16 protein-coding genes are annotated in these 16,986 nt (G+C 31.7%); 14 read left to right on the forward strand and 2 right to left on the reverse strand.

The features are described 5' to 3' along the window. Positions 1–4: 4 nt before the first annotated feature. From alaS to APRE_RS04820, 8 genes are read left to right on the forward strand one after another with little or no spacing between them, the layout of a single operon-like run. Entirely contained in the window at positions 5–2,617 is a 2,613-nt protein-coding gene (alaS, locus tag APRE_RS04785; protein ID WP_015777867.1) for an alanine--tRNA ligase, read from the forward strand. A gap of 10 nt (positions 2,618–2,627) precedes the next feature. Continuing rightward, the gene (locus APRE_RS04790; RefSeq protein WP_015777868.1) at positions 2,628–2,888 is read left to right on the forward strand and encodes an IreB family regulatory phosphoprotein; all 261 of its coding nucleotides are present in this window, start codon (positions 2,628–2,630) and stop codon (positions 2,886–2,888) included. Beyond that, entirely contained in the window at positions 2,881–3,300 is a 420-nt protein-coding gene (gene ruvX, locus APRE_RS04795; RefSeq protein ID WP_015777869.1) for a Holliday junction resolvase RuvX, read from the forward strand. Before APRE_RS04790 ends, ruvX begins: the two co-directional genes overlap by 8 nt. Then, positions 3,293–3,535, forward strand: a complete 243-nt coding sequence (locus tag APRE_RS04800) for a DUF1292 domain-containing protein (RefSeq protein WP_015777870.1) — start codon at positions 3,293–3,295, stop codon at positions 3,533–3,535. Before ruvX ends, APRE_RS04800 begins: the two co-directional genes overlap by 8 nt. Continuing rightward, a complete protein-coding gene (locus tag APRE_RS04805) occupies positions 3,525–3,962 on the forward strand; it encodes a Fur family transcriptional regulator (RefSeq protein ID WP_015777871.1) in 438 nt (145 codons plus the stop codon). Before APRE_RS04800 ends, APRE_RS04805 begins: the two co-directional genes overlap by 11 nt. Before the next feature lie 2 nt (positions 3,963–3,964). Further along, positions 3,965–5,647 carry a ribonuclease J gene (locus tag APRE_RS04810; protein ID WP_015777872.1) on the forward strand — a complete coding sequence of 561 codons (1,683 nt, stop codon included), beginning with the start codon at positions 3,965–3,967 and terminating at the stop codon, positions 5,645–5,647. Then, entirely contained in the window at positions 5,631–6,266 is a 636-nt protein-coding gene (locus tag APRE_RS04815; RefSeq protein ID WP_015777873.1) for an O-methyltransferase, read from the forward strand. Before APRE_RS04810 ends, APRE_RS04815 begins: the two co-directional genes overlap by 17 nt. Before the next feature lie 38 nt (positions 6,267–6,304). Beyond that, positions 6,305–7,498, forward strand: a complete 1,194-nt coding sequence (locus tag APRE_RS04820) for a peptidase U32 family protein (RefSeq protein ID WP_049756241.1) — start codon at positions 6,305–6,307, stop codon at positions 7,496–7,498. A 45-nt stretch (positions 7,499–7,543) separates the two neighbouring features. Here APRE_RS04820 and APRE_RS04825 read toward each other — a convergent pair whose 3' ends face one another. Both APRE_RS04825 and pepT read right to left on the reverse strand, forming a co-directional pair. Further along, positions 7,544–7,777, reverse strand: a complete 234-nt coding sequence (locus tag APRE_RS04825; RefSeq protein ID WP_015777875.1) for a hypothetical protein — start codon at positions 7,775–7,777, stop codon at positions 7,544–7,546. 68 nt (positions 7,778–7,845) lie between these two features. After that, complete coding sequence (pepT, locus tag APRE_RS04830; RefSeq protein ID WP_015777876.1) at positions 7,846–9,066, reverse strand: peptidase T; 1,221 nt, start codon at positions 9,064–9,066, stop codon at positions 7,846–7,848. 85 nt (positions 9,067–9,151) lie between these two features. Here pepT and dut point away from each other — a divergent pair, with 85 nt between their 5' ends. The 6 genes from dut (at position 9,152) to APRE_RS04860 (ending at position 16,908) form a co-directional block, all read left to right on the forward strand. Beyond that, positions 9,152–9,586, forward strand: a complete 435-nt coding sequence (gene dut / locus APRE_RS04835; RefSeq protein ID WP_015777877.1) for a dUTP diphosphatase — start codon at positions 9,152–9,154, stop codon at positions 9,584–9,586. Further along, positions 9,586–10,119: a hypothetical protein gene (locus APRE_RS04840; protein ID WP_015777878.1), complete on the forward strand. Its 534-nt coding sequence runs from the start codon at positions 9,586–9,588 to the stop codon at positions 10,117–10,119. The genes dut and APRE_RS04840 overlap by 1 nt, the downstream gene beginning before the upstream one ends. 143 nt (positions 10,120–10,262) lie before the next feature. Continuing rightward, positions 10,263–12,869, forward strand: a complete 2,607-nt coding sequence (mutS, locus tag APRE_RS04845) for a DNA mismatch repair protein MutS (protein WP_015777879.1) — start codon at positions 10,263–10,265, stop codon at positions 12,867–12,869. After that, positions 12,869–14,704 (forward strand): DNA mismatch repair endonuclease MutL, encoded by a 1,836-nt coding sequence (mutL, locus tag APRE_RS04850; protein WP_015777880.1) that lies wholly within the window; start codon positions 12,869–12,871, stop codon positions 14,702–14,704. The genes mutS and mutL overlap by 1 nt, the downstream gene beginning before the upstream one ends. Next, positions 14,694–15,641, forward strand: a complete 948-nt coding sequence (miaA, locus tag APRE_RS04855; protein ID WP_015777881.1) for a tRNA (adenosine(37)-N6)-dimethylallyltransferase MiaA — start codon at positions 14,694–14,696, stop codon at positions 15,639–15,641. Before mutL ends, miaA begins: the two co-directional genes overlap by 11 nt. Further along, positions 15,631–16,908 (forward strand): methionine gamma-lyase family protein, encoded by a 1,278-nt coding sequence (locus APRE_RS04860; RefSeq protein ID WP_015777882.1) that lies wholly within the window; start codon positions 15,631–15,633, stop codon positions 16,906–16,908. The genes miaA and APRE_RS04860 overlap by 11 nt, the downstream gene beginning before the upstream one ends. Positions 16,909–16,986 lie beyond the last annotated feature (78 nt).

Genomic DNA, 16,986 nt, shown 5'->3' on the forward strand with positions numbered 1-16,986 from the left:
ATGAATGAAAAACTTAGGAATGAATGAGTTAAGAAGCAAATATTTGAATTTTTTTGGAAATGAGAAGGGTCATACACTTCTAAAATCATTTCCACTAATCCCTATAGATGATGACTCTTTATTATTAATCAATGCTGGAATGGCGCCACTTAAAAAGTACTTTACTGGCGAAAAAAAGATGAAAAACAATAGAGCGACATCTTCACAAAAATGTGTAAGAACTGCCGATATAGAAAGAGTAGGTAAGACAGAACGTCACGGAACATTCTTCGAAATGCTGGGTAACTTCTCATTTGGTGATTATTTCAAAAAAGAAGCTATAACTTGGGCTTATGAATTCCTAACCAAAGAACTTGAGATTTCTAAAGATGACATATGGGTTACAGTATTTAAAGAAGACGAAGAAGCCTACAATATATGGCATGATGAGATAGGTCTTGATAGCGAAAGAATTCTTAGAGAAGGTAAAGAAGATAACTTTTGGGAGCTTGAAGTAGGTCCTTGTGGTCCTTGTTCAGAAATATTTGTGGATAGGGGAGCAGGTAGGGCTATCGATGAGAATGACAATAGGCCAGGAAATGATGACTCAGATAGATTTATGGAAGTATGGAATCTAGTGTTCACCCAGTTCAACAAAGATAGTCAGGGAAATTATACACCACTTGCTCACCCAAACATTGATACAGGTATGGGCCTTGAAAGAATCGCAATGGTCTTACAGGATAAGGATAATATATTCGAAGTTGATGTTATGGCTGCTATAATCTCAGAAATTGAGAAATTATCAAATAAGAAATATAAGGAAAGTAAGAAAGATGATGTATCTATAAGAGTCATCGCAGATCACGCTAAGGCTATGACTTTCCTAACTTGTGATGGAGTTTTGCCTTCAAATGAAAAAAGAGGATATGTACTAAGACGACTCATTAGAAGAGCTTATAGACATGGTAAGCTTTTAGGAATAGAAGGCGAATTCTTAACTAATATTGTAGATAAAGTTATAGATACCTACAAAGTTGAATACGATGAACTAGATGCAAATAGAGAAAAAATAAAATCTGTAATAAGAGATGAAGAGGAAAGATTCCAGAAAACAATTGACCAAGGACTAGAAAGGCTAGAATCTTTAATATCGAAAATGGAAAAAATCAAAAATAAAGTACTTGATGGTAAAGAAGCATTTAAGCTCTACGATACTTATGGATTTCCATTAGACTTAACTAAAGAGATACTGGAAGAAAAGAATCTCGATGTTGATGAGAAGACATTTAATGATGAAATGCAAATTCAAAAGCAAACAGCAAGGGAAGCTAGAAAGAAAGATGCAGGCTGGTCACTTGATAATATAAATACAGATGGAATTGCGAAAACCAGCTTTGTCGGTTATGATAATCTAGATATAAAAGCTAGAATTTTAAACTTGTTCAAAGAAAACTCAGAAGTTTCTTCGCTAAGTGAGGGAGATAACGGTATAGTAATCAGTGATAAGACTTCATTTTATGCGGAAGGCGGCGGTGAGGTAGCTGATACTGGACTAATATTAAGCGATTCCTTTAAGGCTAGAGTAATCGACGTACAAAAGCAAAAAGATATTTATTTCCATTATATCGAAGTTGTTGAAGGAGCTGTGTTTGTTGGTGATGATGCTCAGTTTAAGGTTGATAGAAATAAGAGACTGGCTATACAAAGAAATCACTCTGCAACACACTTACTAGATCAAGCCTTAAGAGACGTCTTAGGTGAAGATGTGAAACAGGCAGGATCATTGGTAGATGAAAACAAATTGAGATTTGATTTTTCTCATAACAGAGCTTTAACAAAAGAGGAAATTGACAAAGTTGAAGAGATTGTTAACAGAGAGATTGTTAAGCAAGAGCTTGTCACAAAAGAAATAGTAGATTACAAAGAATCTCAAAAAATGGGAGCCATTGGCTTATTCGAAGATAAATACAAAGATAAGGTTAGAGTTGTTTCTATGGGCGATTACTCCATAGAGCTATGCGGTGGTTGCCATGTAAATAACACAAGCGATATTTTAATGTTTAAAATTAAACAAGAATCATCTGTATCTGCTGGAGTAAGAAGAATTGAAGCTCTTACAGGTAAGAAAGCATTTGAGTATCTCAATGATAGAGCTAACAAACTAGATCAAGTAGCAGAAAGATTAAACACTAACACAAATAATATAACTAATAGAATAGATAGCCTAGAAAAAGAAATTGAAAAGCTAAAATCAGAAAATAGTAGATTAAAATCCACAAATAGTTCTGATATAGTTAGCGAACTAAAAGAAGACGTAAAAGAAATTAAGGGTATAAATTTATTAGTTAAGAAATTTGAAAATGCTTCAATGGACGAGTTAAGAGACTATGAAAATAGGATAAAGTCATCTATTGATAATCTTATAATAGTGTTTGCTTCAGTTAGTGATAAGATTGTATTTACAGTTTCTGTTGATGATAAACTTACTGATAAGTACAATGCTGGTAAAATAGTAAGACAAATTGCTCAAATTACTGGAGGTAATGGTGGAGGCAAGAAGAACTTTGCTCAAGCCGGAGGAAAAGATATTTCTAAGCTAAAAGAAGCTTTAGAAAAAGTCAGTGAAATAATTTAAAGGAGATATTATGGCTGATAAAAATAACTTCAATGAGACCATGCTATTTAAGGCAGATAAAAATCAAGAAAAAGATATTAGAGAAATTCTAACAACAGTGTATAAATCATTAGAAGATAAAGGATACAAACCAACTGGTCAAATAGTAGGCTATTTATTATCAGGTGATCCAACTTATATCACTGCCCATAACGGTGCTAGAAAGTTAATAAGAACAGTAGACCGTGATCGTATACTCGAAGAATTACTAGAGAAGTATATCAATGAGTAGAATAATGGGTCTAGATGTTGGTAATAAAACAATTGGGGTTGCTCTAAGTGACCCTATGTTTTTATTATCAAATGCTCTGGAAACAATAAAAAGAAAAAAGGCAAGTGTAGACATCGAAAGAATTAAGCAATTAGTCGAAGAAAATGATGTGAATCTAATAGTAGTTGGCCTACCTAAAAATATGAATAATACAATAGGCCCACAAGCTATGAGAGTTATAAGTTTTGTAGATTTACTAAAAAAACAAGTAGATGTCGAAGTTGTCTATGAAGATGAAAGAATGACTACTATTCAATCAGAAGCTGTTCTTATGGATATGGAAGTTAGACGTGAAAATCGTAAAAAATATATAGATAAAATTGCGGCTACTTTCATACTTCAAACATATTTGGATAGGAGAAAAAATGGATAATATTATTTTGCTTGATGAAGAAAATAATGAAGTCGAATTTGAAATATTAGATACATTCGGAGTAGATGAGGCGAATTATGCTGCCTTAAAACAAGTAGAAGATGAGCTTATTTTAATTGTAGAAGTTATTGAAAAAAATAACGAGATTGAACTAAGATCCATAGAAGACCAGGATTTATTAGATGAGCTCATAGAAATTTATGAAGAAATGAAAGAAGATGTCGATGAATACTGATCAGATTAGAAAAATTTTTGAAGAAAATAACCAAAAATTTACTAAACAAAGAGAGATTATCTTTAACGCATTAAAAAATTCTGAGGCAAAACACATTACGCCAGAAGAACTTTTTTCAATAGTACATCAAGAACATAAGCAAGTAGGTATTGCTACTATCTATAGAACTTTAAATATATTTGAAGAACTTGGAATTGTAAATAAACAAGAATTTACCGACCAAGCCTATACTTACGAACTTATCGATCCTAAAAATGATCACCACGATCATATAATTTGTACTACTTGCGGTAAGATAATAGAAGAAGAATTTCTATCTAAAGATGAAATGAAAGAATCTTTAAAAAAGGAATTTAATTTTGATTTAGATTATTATTCATTAAGAATCTTTGGTACTTGCTCCGATTGTCAAAAAAACAAGGAGTAATAATGCAAAATGACAAAAAATTAAGAATAATCCCTCTTGGAGGGTTACAAGAAGTAGGTAAAAACTGTACATTGGTAGAATATGGAAATGATATGATCATGATAGATTGTGGATTGACCTTCCCTGATGCTGAAATGTTGGGAGTAGATATAGTAATTCCAGATTTTACCTATGTTGAAGAAAATAAAAATAAACTTAGAGGAATATTTGTAACTCATGGTCACGAGGACCATATTGGAGCTATACCATATTTCCTAAAGAACATTGATACAAATGTATATTGTTCAAAGCTAACTAAGGGCTTATTAGAAAATAAATTTAAAGAGCACGGTTTAAATCCTAACAAAATTAAGATGGTAAATGTAAATAATACTGTAAAAGTTGGATCTTTGAGTGCTGAATTTATTAGAGTGAGCCACTCAATACCTGATGCTTGCTCAATAGCTGTGAAGTCTCCTGTTGGAACAGTAATATTTACTGGTGACTTTAAGATGGACTTCACTCCGATTGATAATGATCCAACAGATATTCAAAGACTTGCAGAATTAGGACGAAAAGGAGTATTAGCCCTATTTGCGGATAGTACAAATGTTGAAAGAGAAGGATACTCCCTAAGTGAGAAAACTGTAGGGGATACCTTTATACAAATATTTGGAAGAGCTAAGTCAAGAATAATCGTTGCTACTTTTGCATCAAACCTTCATAGGGTTCAACAAATTATCTATGCAGCAGAAAGATACAATAAGAAAGTGGCCCTATCTGGTAGGTCAATGCTCAATAACGTAAGAATTGCCAGTGAATTAGGATATCTAAAAGTAAAAAGCAATACTCTAATTGATATGAAAAATATCAAAAACTATGCTGACGATGAAATTGTAGTTCTATCAACAGGAACCCAAGGTGAACCTCTATCAGCACTTACTAGAATGGCTAATAGAGAACATAAACAAATAAATTTAAATGAAACTGACACTGTAATCCTATCATCATCAGCAATTCCAGGAAATGAGATGGCAATTAATAATACTATAAACAATCTAACAAAAATAGGTTGTAAGATTATTTATTCCTCTCTTGCTAAAGTACATGCTTCAGGACACGCTTGCCAAGAAGAAATTAAATTGATGTATCAATTAGTTACACCAAAATACCTTATTCCAGCCCACGGTGAAGTAAGACAGTTACAAAAGCATGCCGAAATAGCTGAAGATATGGGTCAGCCTAAGGAAAATATTTTGATTGGTAAAAACGGCGATGTTTATGAATTTACAAAAAAACATGGAGCTATTAATGGCAGAGTTCAAGCTGGTAATATCCTAGTTGACGGGTCTGGAATTGGCGATGTTGGTAACATTGTTCTAAAGGATAGAAAACACTTATCTGAAGATGGATTAGTTGTTGTTTCAATAACCTTTGATAAACATACTCAACAATTACTAGCTGGTCCTGATATTGTATCTCGTGGTTTCGTTTATGTTAAAGAAAATCAAGATATCATAGAAAATGCAAAGGATATAGTATTAAGATCAATTAAAAAATGTGCGGATAAGGAAATTCGAGCTATAAGTCAGATTAAATACAAGATTAGAGAGGACTTGAAATCTTATATTTATAACGAATTAGGTCGTGATCCAATGATACTACCAGTTATATCTGAGTTGGAGAGTAATGAATCGTATAAATAATGAATACATTTCATCATTTATTGAAGATATAATAATAGATTGTGACTTCCTTGAACTAAGAAAGTTTGCGGAAAAAGAAAATGTCCCTATTATGAAACTTGAGTCTAAGGAATTTCTTAAGAATCTACTTGCTATTAAAAGACCAAAATCAATACTGGAAATAGGAACAGCAATAGGCTATTCTTCTTTGGTCTTTGATAAGTATTCTGATGCTAAGATAACTACAATAGAGTTATCAGAAGATATGGCTCATATCGCTCAGGAAAATTTTAATAAATATAATGTAGATATAAATTTAATAAATGATGACGCAGAAAAAGCCTTGACTAAATTGAATCAAGGCTTTGATTTTGTTTTTATAGATGCAAATAAATCTAATTACAAATTCTATTTTGATTATATAGATAAAAATCTCCTCAATAATGGAGGAGTAATTGTAGCAGATAATATTTTATTTAGAGGCGAAGTTTGTAATGATGATTTAGTTGAGAAAAGAAAGATTACAATAATAAAAAGACTAAGGAATTTCCTAGCGTATATTACTAGAAGAGATGATTATCAAACTTCTATTATACCTATAGGCGATGGAATAAGTGTTAGTGTTAAGGAGGATAAGTGAAAAATAATAAAGTAGAACTTCTAGCTCCCGCAGGGGATATGGAAAGATTAGAAGCAGCTATTAAGTTTGGTGCTGATGCAGTTTTTCTTGCAGGAGATAGTTTTGGTTTAAGAGCTAATGCTAAGAATTTTGACAAAGATGAACTAAAGAAGGCTGTAAACTTTGCTCATGATAATAATGTAAGGGTCCATGTAACAATGAATATCTTGCCTCATGATGAAGATATGAAGGGTCTTGTTGAATATCTAGAGTTTTTAGACTCTATAGGTGTAGATGCCTTAATTATTTCTGACCCTGGCATTTTCGCCTTAGCAAAAGAGCACACCGATGTTGACCTTCATATAAGTACACAAGCTTCAGTAACTAACTCAGCAACAGTTAAGTTTTGGCACGATATGGGAGCTAAGAGAGTAATACTTGCTAGGGAGCTTTCTCTAGAAGAAATTAAAGAAGTTAAGAAAAATGCTCCAGAAGATATGGAAATTGAATGTTTCATCCACGGTGCTATGTGTATTTCATATTCAGGTAGATGTCTACTATCAAACTATATGACTGGTAGAGATGCGAATAGGGGAGATTGTGCCCAATCATGCAGGTGGAAATATTCTATTCAAGAGGAAACAAGGCCAGGTGAGTATTATCCAATTGAAGAAGACGGCAAGGGTGGTACCTTTATAATGAACTCCAAAGACCTTTGTCTTTTAGATGAAATTGATAAGCTTATAGAAGCAGGCGTAGATAGCTTTAAAATCGAAGGAAGAATGAAAACAGCCTTTTATGTGGCAACAGTAATAAGAAGCTATAGACAGGCTATTGATGCCTATTATGAGGGTAATTTCAATAAGGATGTAGCGAAAAAATATTATGATGAAATCACTAAGGCAAGTCATAGACATTTTACAAAAGGATTTTTCTATAAAAAGCCAGACAGTAACGATCAAATATATGAAAATTCTTCCTATATAAGAAATTATGATTTCATCGGAGTAGTAGTAGATTATGATAAGGAAAATAAAATTGCAACAATTGAGCAAAGAAATAGATTTTTCCTAAATGATGAGATAGAGATATTCTCAAACTCTCCTGATTATTACGAATTTAAAATTGATAATATGAAAAACTCTAAGGGAGAGGACATAGAAGTTGCTAATAAACCGAAAGAGAAGATTATGATTAAGATTGGTCTTCCTCTTGAAAAAGGTGACATGCTTAGAAGAAAAATTGAAGATTAGTAATTTAAAAACCCAGGCTTTTCACCTGGGTTTATGTAATATTTTCTAGTCTTCTGAAGGATTCTCAGAAAAATCAGCTCTTGTTCTACGTGATTCTGCACCAACGTTTGAGTTTTCATCAGCTTCATCGCTAATGCTTCTAAGATTTTCTTGGTCAGGACCTAGTTTTTTGTCTAATGATTCTCCACCAGTTTCTTTGTTTTCTTCCCTAACTTTTTTGTCAAGTTCGGCATTTCCTCTGTATTGGTTTTCATTAGATACTTTTTTGTCGTTTGTCATATAAATCTCCTTTTATATATTCAAATTTCCTTACATTTATATTATAACAGATTTTTAAAAAAATTTCATTAATTATCGTTTGCAATTAGCTTAATTATTTCTATAACCGTTTCGCTAGCCTTTTTCATATGCTCTATTGGTATAATTTCATAGACTCCATGATAGTTCATTCCACCAGTAAATATATTTGGGGTAGGTAGATTCATGAATGAAAGTTTAGACCCATCTGTTCCCCCTCTGATTGGCTCAATGATAGGTTTTATCCCAAGATTTTCCATGGCTGTTTTGGCATAATAAACAATCTTCATATTTTTCTCGATTACTTCACCCATATTATAATAAGAATCTGAAATATCTACACTAATATAATCTCCGTATTTTTTGTTTAAATAAGAAGCATTATCGGAGAATTCTTTTTTCATAGCTTCAAATTTTTCCCTATCATGTTCCCTAATTATATATTCCATTTTTGTATTTTCAATATCTCCATTAATACTTAATAAATGGAAGAATCCTTCGTAACCTTCAGTATGTTCAGGTCTTCTTACATCACCTAGTAAGCTATCAAATTCACGAGCAAGGCTCATAGAGTTAACCATAGTATTTTTTGCAGAACCAGGGTGGATTGATTTACCTTTTATATTTACAAGACCACTTGCAGCATTAAAAGACTCATATTCTAATTCTCCAAGATAGCCACCATCAACTGTATAAGCAAAGTCTGCTCCAAAAGATTCTACATCGAAAGTATCGCATCCAGTACCAATCTCCTCATCTGGAGTAAAGGCTATCATAACATCTCCATGCTCTATATCAGGATTGTTTACGAGGTACTCAACAGCATTCATTATTGAAGCTAGACCGCTTTTATCATCAGCGCCTAATAAGCTTTCTCCTCTAGTTGTAATAAGCGTTAAGCCCTTAAGTTTATCAAGAATTGGAAACTCACTAACCTTAATAGATCTCTCGTCATTTAGCTTAATGTCTCCGCCTTCGTAATTAATTATTTGAGGATCATCAATCTTACCATACATTTCAGGAGATGTATCCATATGAGATAAAAACCCAACAATTGGTATTTCTTTGTCTGTATTTGAAGCTAATTTTGCAAATACAAATCCTTCTTTATTTATACTAGCTTCTAGTCCCAATTCCTCTAGTTCTTTTTTAAGTTCTTTCGCAAGTAGAAGTTGACCTGGAGTTGATGGTTTTTGAGTTTTTCCTAACTCTGGGTCACTTTTTGTATCAAAAGATATATACTTAAGAAATCTTTTCGTTATATTATCCATAATTTACCTTCTTTCTCTTTTATTATACTCTTATGATTGTAAAAATAAGGAAAATTGGTATATTAATTAAGGAAAAGGTGGGATTATGAATAATAAGAAACTCAAAATGATTGTTGAAGATAAAATCCCAGCATATGGCACTAGCCATGCTGCTGGTATTGATTTATACTCGTATACAAAAGAAGATATTGAAGTTAAACCCGGAGAAACGGTGAAGATACATACCGGGGTTAAAGTAGAAATTCCAGAAGGCTGTTTTGGAGGTGTTTATCCAAGATCATCTACTGGAGTGAAAAAGCAATTGATGCTTGCAAACACCATTGGGGTAATTGACTCCGATTACAGGGGCGAAATAATGGTGTTTTTCTATAATTATGGTAATGAGACACAAGTTATTAAAAACGGTGATAGACTGGCTCAGTTAGTTATTCAGCCTTACTTAAGATGTAATATAGAACTTGTAGATAGCCTGGAAGATTCTGCTAGAGGAGAGGATGGATTCGGTTCTACCGGTAGATAATGAGAAGAGATGCACTTAAAAGATTTAAAAAGAATAAATATAATATTTATTTAGCTTTGATAGGATTTATTGTCTTATTACTTATATTTTTCTTTGTAAAAAATAAAATTGCTGATTATAATTTAAGAAAACATGATAATGAAATTGTAATTATCAAAGATAGTGAGAATAATCAACATTCTTACACTCTAAAAGAAATTAGAAAGTTAAAATCTGTCAAGAAAAAAGTTAAACTTGAAAAGGGCTTAGAGGAAGTAGAGTTAACTGGAGTAGCTTTGGAGAAGCTCTTAGGCGATTTAGGATATAAATTAGAAGAATCACCAGATCTAATAATAGAAGACTCAGATGGTAATTATACTACATATCCAATGTCTGTAGCCCTAGAAGTAGATAGGGTTCTCTTAGTATATAAGATAAATAACAAGCCAAATCAGGATTATGATGATTCTATGGGAGCTCTCTCATTAATAGATACTAATAGTGACAGTAAAGAAACTTGGATTAAGGATGTAAAAGTTTTAAACATTAAATAATAAGGCTATTGCAAATTAAAATCAACTGGTAAAACCTACGTAATTCATTAAGACTTAAACAAAGCCTTAAAGATTATTGTAAGTTAGCAGATTAATTTTGCAGTAGTCTCATTTTATTTATGGATTAATAAAAAGGAGTCAAAATGAAAAACAATTTTAAATATGATAAACTTACTCCTATGTTAAAACACTACGTGGACGTTAAGAATGATTTCAAAGATGCTATACTCTTATATAGGGTAGGAGATTTTTATGAAGCTTTCTTTGATGATGCAATTATTACTAGCAAAGCTCTTTCTCTTACGCTTACTGGTAAAGAGTGTGGTCACGAAAAGAAAGCTCCTATGTGCGGTGTCCCACATCATGTTATAGATAATTATGCCTTTAAACTTGTAAAACAAGGCTATAAAGTGGCTTTATGTGATCAAGTAGAAGACCCCAAAGAAGCTAAAGGACTCGTCAAAAGAGCTATAACGCGTGTTATAACTCCAGGGACAATTACTGATATGGAGTCCTTAGATAATAGAAAAAACAATTATCTCCTCTCAATATTTCAAAACGATTATGGTCTATCAATTAGCTATTGTGATATTTCAACTGGGAAGCTTGTAAGCTTTGAAATAAAAGGATTAAGCTCTTCTATAGGAAAAAAAGCAATAGATCAGATAGAGAAAATTAACCCATCAGAAATTCTAATTAACTCTGATTTTAACGATCAAAACTTAAGAAGATATTTTCTGGACGAAGAAATATTTGTAAATTATATACAAAACCCTAAAGATTATATGAATAGGGCAAGCCTTATAAGAGATCATTTGGGAGATGATAATCTTAAAAAGATTGAAAATATGAGACTATCTATTCTTTCTCTTGCAAATCTTCTTGATTATATCTATAAATATCATAAGGACAATTTAGTCCATATTAATAATATAGATATACTTGAAATTAATGACTATATGGAGCTTGAAGCAAGTACAAGGAAAAACTTAGAATTAAGTAAGAATTTAAACAATAATACTAAGGAAAATTCACTTTTAAGTATAATTGACAAGGCTGATACAGTTATGGGATCTAGGATGATTAGCGAGTATCTAGAAAGACCTCTAATAGACAAAAGGAAGATAGAGAGAAGGTTAGATATTGTAGAAGTCCTATTTAATGATAGAATTCTTGCTAGTAACATCTCAAATCTATTGTCGGATGTCTATGATCTTGAAAGACTTATAGCTAAGATATCTTATAAGAGAGCAAACGGACGTGACTTTATATCACTGAAGAATTCTATTGCTAACATTCCTAAGCTAAAGGATATATTAAGATCTTATTCAGATACAAATATCAGTAATATAGGTGAAAACATACCAGATGTTAGTGATATATTTGATTTGATAGATAAGGCTATAGTGGAAGATCCACCTATTGCTATAAGCGAAGGTGGCATAATTAAAGACTCATATAACGATGAACTTGATAAACTTAAAGAGTCATCCTCTAGTGCACAAAGTGCTTTGATAGAATATGAAAATAAGGAAAGAGAAAAAACTGGTATTAAAAACTATAAGATAGTTTTCAATAAAAATAATGGATATTCTATCGAGATAACTAAATCAAACTTAGACAAAGTTCCAGATTCTTATGTAAGAAAACAAACACTAAAAAATCAGGAGAGATATACAACCGAAAAGTTAGAAGAAATATCTAGTTTGATTTTAGGTGGTAAAGATAGGATAAACGACTTAGAGTATAAAATATTTCAGGAAATTCGCGAAAAAGTTTTGAAGAATACTATCAAACTCCAAGCTTTAGCTAAGATTCTCGCTACGGTCGATACCTTAAATACCTTTGCCAAGATTTCTTTAGAAAACTCTTATGTTAGACCAGTAATTCGTGAAGATAATATAATAAAAATTAAAGATGGAAGACATCCTGTTATAGAAAGAAAACTCAAAGAAAATGAATTTATCCCTAATGATACTGATATAGGAGAGGAGAATAATTTAATACAGATTATAACAGGACCTAATATGGCAGGAAAATCCACCTATATGAGACAAATGGCAATCATTATAATTCTTGCACAGATGGGTTGCTTTGTACCAGCATCTCTAGCAGAAATCTCAATATGTGATCAAGTTTTTACTAGGATTGGTGCAAGTGATAATATTTCAAAAGGCGAATCTACTTTTATGCTTGAGATGAATGAGGTAAGTAGTATTCTTAAAAATTCTACAGAACATTCTTTTGTTATCCTGGATGAAGTAGGTAGGGGGACTTCTTCTGATGACGGATTAAGCATAGCTATGGCGATTGTCGAATATCTTAGCAAGAGAAAAAAAGTAAAGACAGTTTTTGCTACACACTTTCATGAGCTTACAATACTAGAAAAAGAACTAGATAATGTGAAGAATCTTAAGATTGAAATATTAGAAGAGAATAATAATTTAGTTTTTTTAAGAAAGATTAGCGAAGGAAAGTCTGATAGATCATATGGGATAGAAGTAGCTAAATTAAGTGGTCTCCCTAATGAAATAATCGACAATGCCAAAATAATTATGGACAAGCTTTCAACTGATGATTTCTATGATCTTGATAAGAAAAAGGAAATATCAACTTCCTTGGAGGAGATTTCTGATCAAAAACTAGAAGAAGTTAAGATAGAGGCATCAAATATTGATATAAATAACTTGACTCCTATGGAAGCAATCAATTCTTTAAGCAATTTATTAAATAAGATTGGTGAACTTTGATGACTATACTAAAACTAGATGATAAAACAATTGAAAAAATTGCTGCTGGAGAAGTAATTGAATCACCAGTATCTATTGTAAAAGAACTAGTAGAAAATTCTATAGATGCAGGAGCTGATAGGATAACAGTTGAGATTAAAAATGGTGGCAAGACTTATATAAGAGTCACAGATAATGGATCAGGTATAAGTAACGAAGAAATCGAACTTGCTTTTAGTAAGCACGCCACATCTAAAATTCGTGACTTCAATGATTTATATGATATATACTCGCTAGGATTTAGGGGTGAGGCCTTAGCTAGTATAGTAAGTGTCAGTGAAGTTACTGCAATAAGCAAAACAAAAGATGAACTTGTAGGAAGTAAAATTAATTTTAACAATGGTGATAAAACTCTTACCAGTATTGCCACAAATGTTGGAACTAGCATCATAGTTGAGGATTTATTTAGAGATATTCCTGTAAGAAGGAGATTTCTTAAGTCAGATATTGTTGAATCTAATCATATAAGCAAACTTATGTATGCCATAGCAATTGGATATCCTGAAATCTCATTTAAGTTTATCAAAAACGAAAATATTGAATTTTCTACAATAAAAAATGAAGCTTTGAAAATGAGAATAGCTAAACTTTTGGATGATAAGTTAGAGGACCATCTAATAAAAATTTCTGATAACAACGACATCTATCAAATCGAAGGATTTATATCTAATAATAATTATTATAGGGGAAATAGGTCTTTGCAATATATTTATATTAACAATAGACTTGTTGAAAGTGAATTGATAAGAGATAGGATAGAGATGGCCTACAGGGGAAATATACCAAACGGAAGATTTCCGGTTTTCTTTCTATATATAAAGACCAATCCTAAAAATATAGATGTCAACGTCCATCCGAACAAGAGAGTGATTAAGTTTTCTTATGAAGACCAATTGATTAATCTTATAGATTCAAGCATTAGTAGGTATATAAATGCTTCTAATGGAGTAAAAGAAGTTAGTATTGAAGAAAATAATAAGAATGATTTAATGGATTTTTCAGATTATTCTCAAATACTAAATAACTATAATAATAGTAAATCTCTTGTAAGAGAAAGTTCATTTGACAATTTGTATGAATCTGAAAATAATGATTCTAACAAAGAAGAAGCTAAAGACTTTTTTGATAGTAATATAGACATAAGTTTTAAGGAAAAATCAAACTATGAAGAATGTCTAGAAAATAACAATACTGGGCTAGAAGAAGAAATCGAAGAAAATAGTTACATTAAAGATTTTGAATATCTGAACTATAAGTGTTCAATATTTGCTAGGTATTCTATATTTGAAAGAAAAGATAAACTTTTCATACTAGATCATAGGAGAGCTAGCGAAAAGATTAATTTTAGTAGATTCTTAAATCAGTTTGAAAATAAAACTATGGATGAACAAATTCTTTTAAATCCATTAATAATTAACTTGAATAAATTTGATATTGACAGGTTCATTGAAAAGAAAGATGTAATAAATAGACTAGGATTCGATGCAGAAATAATTGGAGATAGGTCAATAATTATTCGCTCAGTTCCTTTCATCTTTTCTGTACCTGAAGATGATAAGTTCTTCTACGACTTATTAGACCTTGATTATAGCAAGGATACAGATTATTTGTATAAAAAACTTAAGAAATTAAATCTCTCTTTATCTTTTAGAAAAGGAGATAAGATAAATGAAGCTGAGGCTTATGAACTTATTGGAAACATAAAAGAACTAGATAATCCATATACAACTTATGACGGGAAAGCAGTTCTTATAGAGATAAATGAAAAAGATGTGGAGAAATATTTTGAAAGATAGATTAATTGTAATAACGGGACCAACAGCGAGTGGTAAAAGCGATATAGCAATTAACTTGGCTAAAAATCTCGACTCAATGATAATATCAGCAGATAGCCAACAGGTATATCGATATATGAATATAGGTACTAATAAGACTAGTGATGTTTTTGAAGTAGATCATTTTATGCTAAATATGGTTGATCCCGATGAGGAATATTCAGTAGATGATTTCTCTAAGGAGGCAAAGAGTTTAGTAGAGAAAATAAATCAAAATCTTAGAATACCGATAGTAACTGGAGGTACTGGATTTTATATAGATTCATTAATATATGATATGAACTATGGAAGAGTCGAAAAGAATCAGGCCTATAGGGAAAAACTCGCAGTAATATTAAAGGAAAAAGGTAATGAATATCTCTACAAGAAGCTAGAATCACTAGACCCTGAAACTAGTAGGAGATATCACCCCAATGAGGTTAATAGAGTCATAAGAGCACTTGAGATATATAAAGTTAGCGGAGAAATTCCTTCAAAGATAAGAACGGGTGAGAGAAAGCTAAACGATAAGTTAGATCCCTTAATTTTCTTTTTAAACTACGATAATAGAGATTTACTATATAATAGGATAAACCAAAGAGTGCTAGATATGGTAAATATGGGCTTGGTAGATGAAGTTAGAGAATTAATCAAAAGATTTAACCTAGATAATAAGTCTCAGTCTATGTCCGCTATTGGATATAAGGAAGTATTAGACTATCTTAATCATAATATAAACTTAGATGAGATGATTGATTTAATTCAAAAAAACACTAGACATTATGCTAAAAGACAGATAACATGGATGAAAAAATACTTAAATTATCCATTTACTTATGAAATAAAGATGGATGAATTAAATAAAAGAGACGCAAGTGATATAATTTTAAGTATTGTTAAGGAAGTATATGAACTATAAAGAAATATATGATAATTTTAAAATAGATAATAATTTTGACAAAGAAATAAAAGAAATAGAAAAACAATTACAAGATGAATTTTCAAGAATAGATGAAATATCTGAATACAATCAGCTAAAAGTATTAAAGGCATTTAAGCGAAATGACCTTCAAACTTCTGATTTCATGCAATCTACGGGATATGGATATGCGGATACAGGCAGAGATAAGATAGAGGCTATTTTTTCAGATATATTTAAGGCTGAGGATTCCCTGGTACGCCCAAGCATGGTATCTGGAACCCATGCCTTATCAATCGTCTTATTTGCTCTGCTAAAAGCAGGTGATAAGATGGTCGCTATCACAGATGATCCCTACGATACTATGCAACAAGTTATTGGTATTGCTGGTAATAAAAAAGGAAATCTTATTGAAAGAGGAATCAAATATGATAAGCTCGACCTAGATTCAGCTAATAGAATACAATATGATAAAATAAAGAGTCATGTAGATTCTCATACTAAGCTTGTCCTTATTCAAAGATCTACAGGATATACTCAAAGAAGAGCCTTCACTATAGAAGAAATAAAAAAGGCTATAGAATATATAAGAAAGGCTAATCCTAATGCTATAATTTTTGTAGATAATTGTTATGGAGAATTTACCGAAACAAGTGAACCCATTGAGGTTGGAGCTGATATTCTTGCAGGATCATTAATCAAGAACCTTGGAGGGGGAATAGCCATTACAGGTGGATACATCTGTGGTAAGAAAGATTTAGTAGAATATTGTGCCAATCACTTAACAGCACCTGGCATAGGAAAGGATGAGGGCTTAAGTTTCGGTACCAACAGACTTGTAGCGGAAGGCTTATATTTTGCTCCTCACATTGTGAAGGAAGCTATTAAGGTGGCCTTGTTATTTGCGCATGCATTTAATAACTTATCTTACGAAGTGATACCAAAAATTGATGATCCAAGGTCTGATATAGTCCAATCTATAATTCTAGAAGATGCCGAAAAGGTGAAAGTGTTTTGTAAGGCTATCCAAGAAGCTTGTAGTGTAGATTCCAACTTCGTACCAGAAGCCTTTCCAATGCCAGGTTATGAAGATCCTGTAATAATGGCGGCTGGAGGATTTGTTGAAGGTGCTACATCTGAATTATCTGCTGATGGACCATTAAGAGAGCCTTATGTAGTGTATTTACAAGGTGGCTTAAATTATTTTCATGGTAAATTAGCTCTAAAACTTGTGCTAGATAGATTTAAAAAAGAGAATTTCATATAAAAAATAAAAAGCGTTTCTATTATAGGGATTAAGGATTATAGTTATATTACAATATCTTCTTTTATACTTATCTAGAAC

Source organism: Anaerococcus prevotii DSM 20548 (assembly GCF_000024105.1).
In the GTDB taxonomy this organism is placed as follows: Bacteria; Bacillota; Clostridia; order Tissierellales; family Peptoniphilaceae; genus Anaerococcus; species Anaerococcus prevotii.